Source organism: Parashewanella hymeniacidonis (assembly GCF_016900895.1).
GTDB classification, from domain to species: Bacteria; Pseudomonadota; Gammaproteobacteria; order Enterobacterales; family Shewanellaceae; genus Parashewanella; species Parashewanella hymeniacidonis.
The window spans coordinates 46889-58284 of record NZ_JAFEUN010000013.1; the positions used below are offsets into that span (position 1 = coordinate 46889).

Genomic DNA, 11396 nt, shown 5'->3' on the forward strand with positions numbered 1-11396 from the left:
AATAAAAGTAACTAAATTGGCAGCTTAATTGTAAAAACGTATAGTAATGCTCAAATTCTAATGTTTACTCATTATTTACTATGAAAAAATGGACTTTGATTGTTAGCACTTTTTTGGCTTTATCATTATCAGCTCACGCTGAAGATTCGTTGCTGGAGCAACGGGTATCCCAAGAACTTGAAGTATTAGATAACCCGTTTGCATTGAGCTCGCATAAGGTGAACTATATTCTGCCAGTGACCTACAACAGCTCACCAAACGAAGCTCCGTTTATCAATCGAGATGACTATTATCCTTTTGATAATTTAGAGGCTAAGTTTCAAGTCAGTCTAAAGTTTCCCGTCTGGTATAACATGTTTGGTGATAACGGCCACTTGTACTTTGCTTACACCAACCAGTCGTATTGGCAAGTCTACAATCAGGAACATTCTTCTCCTTTCAGAGAAACAAACCATGAACCTGAAGCATTACTGCTGTTTAATAATGATTGGCAAGTTGGCCGCTTTGAAAGTAAATTTCTCGGTTTAGGTATTGCACACCAGTCTAATGGCCGTAGCGGTACGTTGTCACGCAGCTGGAATCGCATTTACGGCCTTGCGGTGTTTGATCATGGTCCCTTCGTTTTTTCAGCGAAAGTTTGGTGGCGTTTACCTGAAGATCCTAAAAAAACACCTGAGGATGCTAAAGGGGATGACAATCCAGACATCAACAAATACATGGGAAATTTTGAGCTTTATGGCGCCTACGCTATTGATAAACACCGCTTCACATTAAAGCTTAGGAACAACTTACGTAGCGATAACAAAGGTTCTGCCGAATTCACCTACAGTTACCCTCTTGTTGGTCACATGCGTTTATACGTTCAGTATTTCAATGGCTACGGTGAAAGTTTGATTGACTACAATGTCAATACCAATCGCCTTGGTGTGGGTGTATCGATTAACGACATTTTCTAGTTAACTATAAAAAACGGGCTTATAGCCCGTTTTTAGTCTCAAAGATTCAAAAGTTTACTTTTTGTAAACAATAGACTCTTTAATGACAATTCCATCATCTTGCACGTCAAAGCTAAACTTGAATTGATTATTGCCTTTCATCATATTCAGCTCTTTTGGCATAGGTTGACCTGACAATTCAGACGCTTTAATCAGGTGCTTCATCAGTTTCCCCTGATCTATTGCCATCGAAATAATGCCATTTTCAGTAACAGCTTCATTACTTAAATTATCCGCTAACTTTTCACCTTTAACATCGGTATAAAGCACCAAGTGTTGACCTTTTAGTGCTAGCATCGGCTTGATGTTCAATTGCGGTGGAATTGGAAGTAATGTCGATAAATCAACAGCCTCACCATTTGGCTTTAATTCAACATTCGCCAGCATAGGCACAAACGTTTTAAGCTTGTTAAACAGTTGCTCTGGCTTGTCTGCTGATACACTCACGAGTGCATCGAGTTGACTGATTGAAGGACCTTGAGTCCCATCAAATTCGAGATCAATTATGGAAGCAGCAATGCCTTTTAAGCCTGCAGCCATTCCCGTTGCCATTCCAAGCATCGCAGGGCTTTGCTGGGACAATTTCTGCTGCATTTGTGCTAACGGTTCACACTGGTAGGCTGGCGTCTGCAAGTCTGACCAAACATCCGTTAATCCACTAACAACATCGCTGGTATTAAGCGCTAATCCCATTGCCATAACGCTGTCTTTGTCATTCGCAACAAAGTTAGGAATAAAACCGCGCAGCTTTTTAAGGCCGTCTATCATCGTTTTATTGTTCGATTCAGCAATAACCGAAACATCCATTTTTGCATGATCTGGCAGAATATCTAATGCCGTTAAACCCGCTACAGTACGTGGCCAGTTATCCGCAATGCCCTGAAGCTCTTGAGCACACTCAGGCGTTTGGAATTCAGATAATGGATTCTCGCCCGCTAACGCAAACATTGAAGTTAATTGCTGAGCAAATTCGTTACCGTCTGTTGTGGTAATGCCTTTCACTAACGCTTTTTGATTGATGTAAAATACACTTCTTGGATCAAAGTCGTATTTATCAATTATCTGCTCTAACTGTCCAGATTTAGCAAGAGAGTGCTTTGGTTTAACGAGACTGAATGCCTGCTTTAAAGCGCTATTGTCCTGAGTAAAGCCAGTTAGTGTTATTGTTAGAACACCATCTTTTTCAGTAAAAATCAGATCCATTGGCTTACCGTTTACATCTTTATCCATAAGTTGGTAAGCACGATAAATCACGCCATCTAATTCTTTGATTTGATGGTTAAAGCCACTGTCTTTTTCTGCACTATCAAGGTGCTTCCAAAAAGCATCGGGTGAGGCTAATTCCACTTTAATCACTGGCATCGCACCTATGGTATACATAAATGACTTACCTGAATCTGGTAATCCGTATGACTGTGTGAAGGTCTCTGGCTTGGTAACTGCCTGCTGAAACTGCTTTAGGAGAGACAGTAAAAATTTAGTATGAGTGGACTCTTTTTCACCGAGATTATCGAAAGCGGATGTATCCATTGGCATCATGCTGGCAGCAGTATGATTAATGTAATCTTTTAAAGGGAAGTCTTCTAAACTGCCTGAAAACATTAAGGTATCAGCCGGAATGTATTCTAAATAGACAGAATCTGAGGCCGTCGATGATGAGTTTTGAGTGTACCAATACCCTGCCGCACCTGCCGCAACAACAGCAAGGGCGATAGCCGCTTTTTTCATTATAAGCTCCATTTATTTATGCGGAAAATCACGGCTATAGTGAGTGAAACATTCTGTTAACGCAAGGCTTATAGCTAAATCAATATAAAATGACGCACTCAGCTAGAATTAAAAGAAATTTAGGCAAGGTAAATTGGGGAATACATAGTCACTCTACCTTGAGACAATTTAACGTAGCATAAATTTCTTTGAAACCAGCCTGTAAGGAGCTTCTGTGAAAGCTCTGAGAATGCCATTTCATATTAATTTAGCTATCTTGAGCTTTTTGCACTTTAGATGCGAAATAAATCAAAAACAAAACCGGTATTCCAATCACACTAGAAGCAATGAAGAAGTTTACATACCCAAAACTGTCAACATATGTACCAGAAAAGCCAGCAATAAATTTAGGGAATAACTGCATTACAGAGGACAATAACGCATATTGAGTTGCACTGTATCCAGAGCTGGTCAAACTCGAAAGGTATGCAATAAACGCTGATATCGCAATCCCCTGACTGAAGTTATCAACAGAAATAATGGCCGTTAATAATGGTACGTTATGACCCACTACCGCTTGTACGGCGAATAACGCATTGGTAAAGATCACCAGTAAAGCTCCAAGAAACAGGATTTTCATAATGCCGTAACGTGCCGTAAGTAAACCACCAGCAGCAGCACCAACTAAGGTCATAATAATGCCAAAAACCTTGCTGATTGCGGCAATTTCTTCCTTGGAGAACCCCATGTCTACATAGAAGACATTCGCCATGATTCCCATCACAATATCAGAAATACGATAACAGGAAATGAGGACTAAAATTAGAATGGCATGCTTACCATAGCGTTTGAAGAACGCCACAAACGGGGTAACACACGCCTGATGAAACCAAGCCATGAAGTCCGCCATTGTTTTTGGAAACTGTTGGCGGTACTTTTGCTGCAATTGAATTTGATTTTCAGTGATTTCCGTCTCATTGACTTGCGGTTCTTTACTCAACAATGTCGCAATGACACCCACAATCATTAACCCAGCCATGATTTGATAAGATACCTGCCATGCGTGAAGGTTATAGGCATCGTTACCTGGTTCTATCCAAGCTGCGATCGTTAACGCCCCTGCCGTGGCAATGATCATTGCGCTCCGATATCCAACTAAATAAGCCGCCGAAAGTGCGGCTTGCATTTTTTCAGGTGCTGATTCAATCCGGAAAGCATCAATCACAATGTCTTGAGTGGTTGAAGCAAAAGCGACAATAAAGGCACAAATGGCTAAGTGCTTGATGTTTTCAACTGGATCACTAAACGACATGCCTAATATGGCAAAAAACAATGCAAATTGTGCGATAAGAATCCAACTTCGCCGCTGACCAAATCGTTTACCAATGATCGGAATGCGCAACCTGTCGACCAGTGGAGACCACATCCACTTAAAGCCATAGACCAATGCGATCCAGCTAAAATAACCAATTGCGGTTCGATCTACACCCGCTTCACGTAGCCAGAATGATAATGTCGAGAACACCAACATCAGGGGTAAGCCAGAAGAAAAGCCAAGAAATAAAATACTCACCACGCGCTTTTGAGCATAAACAGAAAACATGTCAGACAGACGAGACAAAAGTGCCATTAAAAAAACCAATAAAAAAATAACTGTTTCAAGCTTACGAGGGGAGTATGGCTAAATCAACAGCTTTAGAAATTGTCTCATAATAACCTCGCCGTTTTGCTGTCATTTATTTTTGAACTGATACAAGTCGGGGAAAGCGAATACAGATAAAAAAAAGCCCACACTGATGAGTGCGGGCTTTCTGTTTTCTATCCTACTCGATGAAGCTCTGCTGTTTCTGGACTAACCCCAATTACGCCTTTGGGAACTGCGCCATTTCCACTCAAAAATTCACAACATTCTTTGATTTGTTTTCGCAAAACTTTGTTACCCCGGATTGCCCAGGCTGGCCACTTTTCAAAACTGTAAAGTAGATGCCAAAAAACGGTCTCGATGTCTGATTCCGATTGTGTTTCACCCTGAAAGTTAAACTGCTGCCACTCTTCCAATGTGTCCCATAAATACATTTTTACTTCATTGTAATCAATCTGCTGACAAAGAAATGCCTTGCCGTAGTGAGCAAGCTGGGGCGCTTTTTCATCGATGAAATTTTGCTTTTTCATCGTTCGCCTCAATATTATGTTTTTGTAGCTTATCCAGTATAAACACTAGATCGCGATCGCGATTGTTTTTTTAATAAAAAACTGTTTATTTTGATCGGAATTATTCCATTCTTGGTAATAACGTCGCTTTTTTCAAAATAATGGCCTCAACAGGAACATCAGGCCAGTCGAGTGTTTTATTGAATTCTGTTTTTACTAGAGCCATTTTCTGTAAGATCTCTAGCCCTTCTGTCACTTCACCAAACACCGCATAACCCCAACGTCTAGGGGATGGATCTAAACGTTCATTATCGGCAACATTAAAATAAAACTGTCTGGTTGCAGTATGTGGCGAGTTCTCTCGAGCCATCGCAATTGTACCTAAACTGTTAGATAAACCGTTGCCAGACTCATTAACGATCGGATCCATTTCTTTCTTTTCTTTTAGATCAGGATCGAGTCCACCACCTTGGACTACAAATTCAGGAATGATTCGATGAAAAGTCGTATTGTCGTACTCACCTTTAACTACATAAGTTAAAAAGTTATCGACCGTGATGGGTGCACGTGTTCGATCTAATTCAACCACAATCTTTCCCATTGAAGTATCAAGTTCAACTTTTGGATACAAGGTGTTTTTTTGGATATCTAACGCAAGCGCAAATTGACTGACGCTCAAAAGAATGCCGACGAGCAAAGCACGTAACATAGTGTTGTCCTTAATCTATCTCTATTTTTGGCTGATGAAGCTTTGTAATTGCTTGTCGTTAATAATGTCAGTAGTCAACTTATCGATCAAGTTATTCAGTTCTTGCTCAATCGCTGAATTATCTAATTTGAAGGCACCATTCATCGTGCCTGAAACCCTGTAATCTTTGCTGAATGTTTGATTACTGCTATTCCCTTTAACCTTAAGTACTATAGAGGTCGTCGCATCATAATCGAAACTCGATTGTTTCACTTTAACTAAAAGTTTCTCAAGATTAAACGTAAGCTGAGTGCCTGCTTGTAGGTTGACACTTACATTGGCTTTGTTAAAGCCGGCAACCAAGGTTTTTTGCAATTGTTGTCTTGGAGGGGTTGCAGGAAAAAGCAACTTTCTTTCTGCACCTGAAGCGCCATTAATTTCAACAAGGTAATTGGCTTTTCTTTGATCGACAACCTGAATATTGATGGGTAATTTGGCAATAATCTGATGGTTTGTAACGGGTACTTTAGGTGAAAGTACAATCGGTTTCGGGGCTGAACTACATGCTGATAATGATAATACTGAAAGAATGATCAACCAATTTTTCATTGCAACCCTCGATATTACAAGTGTGATTATTTATTCAACACCTTTGAAATATAGTCATTAGCGTTGGAAAGACTACCAAAAGATTTGATTAAATTGTTACGTCCTTTTTCATTAATCTCAGGAACGTTAGATTCCACCATCATCCATACCCATGTTTTGATCAGCGCCATTGGCGGGTATTTGGGTTGTTTTTTATCTAACATCGAAGCTTCCATAGTATTTTGTTGTAGTAGATTTGTACTATGGAAACTGAGAGTATCAAAATTAATCTGCGATTGGAAAGTAAATGCACTAATTCAAATTGAATTAATTGCTTGCCCCCTTAAATAACGAGTTACGTCTTCATTGTTTCTTTTTTGTTTTATCATCGTTAACGATTTACTTGCCACTTTGGAATGCACTCATTCCATACTTTACAGCCAGCAGGCCAATCGTACATCTGACTTGTCGGCTGTAACTTAAGTAGCTGTATCGATTTAAATTGCTGAGTTCTAAGAACACTATGACTGCTTTCAATGGCCGAAACGCTTGAAATAGAACATAAACCAACTAGAAGTAGCAAAGCTGCTGTTTTCATCACCTTCTCCTGCACATTTATTGAGATTCATGAAGCTCGACGAAACATCCTGTCCACTTTTCCATAAAATAAACTATGCTCCACTACTTTTGCTACTGCCTGGTTAGATTTATTGGGGATAAACTATGAGAGTAAAGCATCCTCAAATTTCATAATGCAAACCACACTCTCGTTTAATACCGTTAAACCGAGTCTCCTCTTCCAGCATTCCTAATTCTAAAGGCTTACTTGAATGCGTATCGCCAACAGATACATAATTTTCGTACCAAAGCGGATGATAAGGCAGCTCATTATCCACCAGATACTGATGGATGTCTTTATTGCTCCAGTCTATGATCGGAAGCACTTTGAATCGATCACCATGAATGGCTAACACGTCCAATTGATTCCGACTTTTTGCTTGCTGCCTTCTCAAACCCGCAAACCAAGTCCCTGCGTTTAATTCTTTTAAAGCACGCTGCATTGGCTCAACTTTATTGATGCGATTATAACGCTCAAGCGCATCCAAACCTTGTTCCCACAATTTGCCATAGCGGGCTTCTTGCCAAGCTGAGGAAGTTTGTGAGCGATACACTTTCAAATTCAGTGATAACTTCTCAGTAAGTTCATCAATAAACTGATAAGTTTCCGGAAATAAATACCCAGTATCAGTGAGCACAACTGGAATATCTGGGCGAGCCTGACGTAATAGATGAAGCATAACCGCCGATTGAATCCCAAAACTTGAAGATACGATCGCTTGCTCAGGCAAATGATCTAATGCCCAAGCGGTACGATCTTCAGCGGACATAACAGCAAGCTTGTCATTTAATTCGACCAGCCCCTGCTGTTGTTCTCTTTTTGAAGCGTTAAGTAATCCTTGAATCTGAGCCTTATCCATGAAAGTCCCTTGCGGCTTCAATCACCGCTTTTACGACGCCACTGCGTACCACAAAATCTCCAAAGCCTTCGCCTGCATGACGTTGCTCAGAATATTGCTCGAACAGGCCATCGAGCTCTGAAAAGATCGTACTCTCATCCACATTATCTTTATAGAGTTTGTTTAAGCGCTTACCTTCAAAGTCAGCACCTAAATATAGGTTATATCGACCTGGCGCTCTACCTACAAGACCTATCTCTGCCGCAAACGGACGCGCACAACCGTTTGGACATCCCGTCATTCTCACAACAATTGGGCGCTCTGCAATATTATGCTTTGTCTGTAGAGCATCTATTTTGTCCATGAACTCAGGAAAGTAACGCTCTGCTTCGGCCATGGCCAGTGGGCAAGTTGGCAGAGCAACACACGCAATCGAACGACCTCGACTTTCAGTTAGCACTTCCCCCATCAAGCCATGCTTGCGGGCAAGACCTTCAATTTGTGCTTTCTCTGCTTCGTCAACGCCAGCGACAATCATGTTTTGATTCGCTGTCATTCGAAAATCGCCATTATGGATCTTAGCGATTTCTCGTAATCCTGTTTGTAATAGCTTGCCTTGAGTGTCTTTAATGCGCCCACACTCAATAAATAAAGTTAAATGCCATTTACCATCAAAACCTTGAGTCCAACCATAACGATCGCCCCGATCTTTTAATTCAACATCTCGCTTTCGTTCAAATATGATACCCGCACGTGCTTCGACTTCTGCCTTTATCGCTTCATAGCCTTTATCAACAAGCGTGTATTTAAACCGCGCACGTTTTCGATCAACGCGATTGCCCCAATCTCGCTGCACCGTCATCACCGCTTCAGCAAATTTAAGTACATCCTGAGTTTTTACAAAACCGAACTCTTTCGCCAATTGTGGAAAAGTATTCACATCACCATGTGTGGATCCCATACCCCCACCAGCGACAAGATTAAAACCAACCAACTTACCTTGCTCTGCAACGGCGATAAAAGCAAGATCATTGGTGTAAGCATCCACATCATTTTCTGGCGGTACCGCCACCGCCATTTTAAATTTACGCGGTAAGTAAGTATTGCCATATACCGGCTCAACCGTTTCTTCTTCGGCGCTCACCAGTTTTTCATCACCCAGCCAGATCTCAGCATACGCTTTCGTATGTGGCAGTAGATGATCCGACAACGCTTTTGCTACAGCATAAGCTTGTTGATGCAATTCGGATTGCACCGGATTCGGATTACACATCACGTTACGGTTAACGTCACCACAAGCGGCAATGGAGTCCAACGCTTGTTGATCAAGCCCTTGAATGAGCGTTCTGAGATTACGCTTTGGGATCCCATGATATTGAAACGTCTGCCGCGTGGTTAAACGAATGCTGTTTGAAGTCGTTAACTCCGACGCAATTTTATCAACTGCTAACCATTGTTCTGGCGTACAAATCCCACCAGGGATCCTAGCGCGAAGCATAAAGCTATACAGAGGTTCAAGCTTTTGTTGCTGTCGCTCTTGGCGTAAATCGCGATCGTCTTGCTGATAAAAACCATGGAACTTAATCAGTTGCTGATCGTCATCTGCAAATGCGCCAGTTACCTGAGAGCCAAGCCCTTCCTTAATCGTGCCACGTAAGTAATTACTGTCGGTTTTAATATATTCATTGGCAGCTAACTTACTCATTAGTACACATCCTTCTGGTAACGTTTGTTGATTCGTAATTCGTTATAAAACGCTTCGGCTTGCTCTGTATCTAACCCGCCATGTTGCTGTGCGATTGCTAATAAGGCTTGATGCACATCTTTCGCCATACGTTTTGCATCACCACAAATATAGAGATGTGCGCCAGTTTGCAGCCATTGCCACACCGCTTCGCCACGTTCGAGCAATCGATGTTGAACATAAACTTTTTTAGCTTGATCACGAGAGAAAGCTACATCTAAACGACTTAATACTCCTTTTTTAAGAAATTGCTGCCACTCAGTTTGATATAAGAAATCTTGTTCAAAATTAGGATTACCAAAGAATAACCAACTGTCTCCAGTTATTGTCTCAGTCGAACGTTGTTGTAGAAATGCACGAAATGGCGCAACACCAGTTCCAGGTCCGACCATGATGATTGCGGTTGCAGGATCATCTGGTAAACGAAAGTGTGAGTTTGGTTCAACGTACACTTTCACCGTTTGGCCTTCTTCGCTTTCCGATAAGAAACGAGAAGCTGCACCTAGACGCAGTGTGCCTTGGCGTTCATCTACTACTTTAGCAACAGTAAGGTGTACTTCTTCATCCACTTCATCTTGGCTTGAGGCAATGGAGTACAATCTTGGTGTTAACGGACGCAGTACATTCACAAATTGCTCAGCGGTCACGCTTGCTGGATATTGACTGATCAGCTCGATCACTTGATGATGAGTAATGTAATCTCTTAGTTGTTCTTTATTCTTAATTAACTTATTCAGCTTTTCGTTCTGGGCATACTCAGCCCAAGCGGACACCACACTTGGCGTAAGCTGGGTAAGTTCTTTCTCTTCCGTTAGTATGTGTTGCAGAGTGTTATCACCTACAGCTTCATCATGCGAAAATCCAAGAGCGATAATAATTTCATTTACTAATGATTGTTGATTTTTGAACCACACGCCTAAAGCATCGCCCACTTGATAAGTCATGCCTGAGCCAGCAAGATCTATTTCTACATGGCGCACATCTCTATCAGAGTCACGGCCGGTAAGCTTTTGACTGACAATGATCTCCGCCGAGAATGGATTTTCTTTAGTAAAACCGCTTGCCTGTATTGTAGTTGCACTGGTATTTAACGGCAAAACTTGCGCCGTCTTGGTTACGGTTTTTTCTAATTCAATCGCCAGAGTTTGTGACCAAGATGCTGCTGTCTCTTCGTAGTCAACATCACATTCAGCGAGTGGCACGAATTCTTGTGCGCCAAGCTCAAGCAAACGTTTACTGAAATCTTTGCCCGTTTGACAGAAAAATTCATAACTTGAATCGCCCAGAGCCAGAACTGAAAACTTAAGTTCTGGTAGTTTAGGTGCTCGTTTTGAGTGCAAAAATTGATAGAGTGCTACTGCATCATCAGGCGCTTCACCCTCACCATGTGTACTGACAATAATAACAATATGACTTTCATTTTTAAGCTGGCGAGGTGAGTAATCAGCCATTGAAACTAACTCAACATTCAGCCCTTGCGCTTGATACGTCGCCGCTGTTTTTTCTGCGATACTGCGACCATTACCCGTCTGACTACCATAAAGCAATTTGATCACGGCTGCTGGCTCAACGCTTTCATTGGCAGGTAACGAAAGATCAGATTTCAGTTGCCCTGCAAAATAGCCGCTGAGCCACGCTTTTTGTATTGGAGTGAGATCGGTCGTTAAACCTGTCAATGACTCAAGTTGCTTAGCCGTTAATGGCGATGCAGAAGTTAAAACAGAATCAAGCACAATATTTACCATCCCTAGCAGGAAGTCTTAAAATATGTGCAAGCTTAGCTCAGCTTCTTATACTTAAATAAGAATAAAAAATGATTTTTAATTACTTTTTGGAATATAAATTAACTAACCCGAACAGGTCATACGATCAATGTATACCCATGATACTTGAAGATGCATGTTTCAGGACTTTTTCAGCGCCAATTCTATGAGGCGCATTAACGAAGGAATATCGGGATTCTTTCGAGCTAATGTAACAAAGAAGAATTGGCGCTGAGAAGTCCACGCAGTGCGAGTTGCACAGCTTGTTACTCTTCGTTGCCAGTGCTAACAATAGCTCACTAT

11 protein-coding genes are annotated in these 11396 nt (G+C 41.4%); 1 reads left to right on the forward strand and 10 read right to left on the reverse strand.

The window, feature by feature from the left end; translation table 11 throughout:
* The first annotated feature begins 80 nt into the window (after positions 1-80).
* A complete protein-coding gene (locus JQC92_RS04605; protein WP_204998547.1) occupies positions 81-956 on the forward strand; it encodes a phospholipase A in 876 nt (291 codons plus the stop codon).
* 54 nt (positions 957-1010) lie between these two features.
* Here JQC92_RS04605 and JQC92_RS04610 read toward each other — a convergent pair whose 3' ends face one another.
* The 10 genes from JQC92_RS04610 to JQC92_RS04655 form a co-directional block, all read right to left on the reverse strand.
* Positions 1011-2723: a hypothetical protein gene (locus JQC92_RS04610; RefSeq protein ID WP_204998548.1), complete on the reverse strand. Its 1713-nt coding sequence runs from the start codon at positions 2721-2723 to the stop codon at positions 1011-1013.
* Positions 2724-2970: 247 nt separating this feature from the next.
* Positions 2971-4332, reverse strand: coding sequence for an AmpG family muropeptide MFS transporter (locus JQC92_RS04615; protein WP_204998549.1), 1362 nt, complete (start codon positions 4330-4332; stop codon positions 2971-2973).
* 188 nt (positions 4333-4520) lie between these two features.
* Positions 4521-4874, reverse strand: a complete 354-nt coding sequence (locus tag JQC92_RS04620) for a hypothetical protein (RefSeq protein WP_129945207.1) — start codon at positions 4872-4874, stop codon at positions 4521-4523.
* A gap of 100 nt (positions 4875-4974) precedes the next feature.
* The gene (locus JQC92_RS04625) at positions 4975-5562 is read right to left on the reverse strand and encodes a peptidylprolyl isomerase (RefSeq protein WP_204998550.1); all 588 of its coding nucleotides are present in this window, start codon (positions 5560-5562) and stop codon (positions 4975-4977) included.
* A 21-nt stretch (positions 5563-5583) separates the two neighbouring features.
* Positions 5584-6150, reverse strand: a complete 567-nt coding sequence (locus JQC92_RS04630; RefSeq protein WP_204998551.1) for a YajG family lipoprotein — start codon at positions 6148-6150, stop codon at positions 5584-5586.
* 26 nt (positions 6151-6176) lie between these two features.
* A complete protein-coding gene (locus JQC92_RS04635) occupies positions 6177-6365 on the reverse strand; it encodes a hypothetical protein (protein ID WP_204998558.1) in 189 nt (62 codons plus the stop codon).
* Positions 6366-6520: 155 nt separating this feature from the next.
* Positions 6521-6727 carry a hypothetical protein gene (locus tag JQC92_RS04640; protein WP_204998552.1) on the reverse strand — a complete coding sequence of 69 codons (207 nt, stop codon included), beginning with the start codon at positions 6725-6727 and terminating at the stop codon, positions 6521-6523.
* Positions 6728-6869: 142 nt separating this feature from the next.
* Positions 6870-7607 carry a phosphoadenylyl-sulfate reductase gene (locus JQC92_RS04645; RefSeq protein WP_204998553.1) on the reverse strand — a complete coding sequence of 246 codons (738 nt, stop codon included), beginning with the start codon at positions 7605-7607 and terminating at the stop codon, positions 6870-6872.
* Entirely contained in the window at positions 7600-9291 is a 1692-nt protein-coding gene (gene cysI / locus JQC92_RS04650; RefSeq protein WP_204998554.1) for an assimilatory sulfite reductase (NADPH) hemoprotein subunit, read from the reverse strand. Before cysI ends, JQC92_RS04645 begins: the two co-directional genes overlap by 8 nt.
* Positions 9291-11066, reverse strand: a complete 1776-nt coding sequence (locus tag JQC92_RS04655) for an assimilatory sulfite reductase (NADPH) flavoprotein subunit (protein WP_204998557.1) — start codon at positions 11064-11066, stop codon at positions 9291-9293. Before JQC92_RS04655 ends, cysI begins: the two co-directional genes overlap by 1 nt.
* Between the last annotated feature and the right edge of the window lie 330 nt (positions 11067-11396).

What these genes read in the sequence shown, in the direction of transcription:
- JQC92_RS04605 (WP_204998547.1), top strand. Translation starts at nt 81, where the DNA reads ATGAAAAAATGGACTTTGATTGTTAGCACTTTTTTGGCTTTATCATTA.
- JQC92_RS04635 (WP_204998558.1), bottom strand. Translation starts at nt 6,365, where the DNA reads ATGGAAGCTTCGATGTTAGATAAAAAACAACCCAAATACCCGCCAATG.
- JQC92_RS04615 (WP_204998549.1), bottom strand. Translation starts at nt 4,332, where the DNA reads ATGGCACTTTTGTCTCGTCTGTCTGACATGTTTTCTGTTTATGCTCAA.
- JQC92_RS04645 (WP_204998553.1), bottom strand. Translation starts at nt 7,607, where the DNA reads ATGGATAAGGCTCAGATTCAAGGATTACTTAACGCTTCAAAAAGAGAA.
- JQC92_RS04610 (WP_204998548.1), bottom strand. Translation starts at nt 2,723, where the DNA reads ATGAAAAAAGCGGCTATCGCCCTTGCTGTTGTTGCGGCAGGTGCGGCA.
- JQC92_RS04630 (WP_204998551.1), bottom strand. Translation starts at nt 6,150, where the DNA reads ATGAAAAATTGGTTGATCATTCTTTCAGTATTATCATTATCAGCATGT.
- cysI (WP_204998554.1), bottom strand. Translation starts at nt 9,291, where the DNA reads ATGAGTAAGTTAGCTGCCAATGAATATATTAAAACCGACAGTAATTAC.
- JQC92_RS04625 (WP_204998550.1), bottom strand. Translation starts at nt 5,562, where the DNA reads ATGTTACGTGCTTTGCTCGTCGGCATTCTTTTGAGCGTCAGTCAATTT.
- JQC92_RS04620 (WP_129945207.1), bottom strand. Translation starts at nt 4,874, where the DNA reads ATGAAAAAGCAAAATTTCATCGATGAAAAAGCGCCCCAGCTTGCTCAC.
- JQC92_RS04640 (WP_204998552.1), bottom strand. Translation starts at nt 6,727, where the DNA reads ATGAAAACAGCAGCTTTGCTACTTCTAGTTGGTTTATGTTCTATTTCA.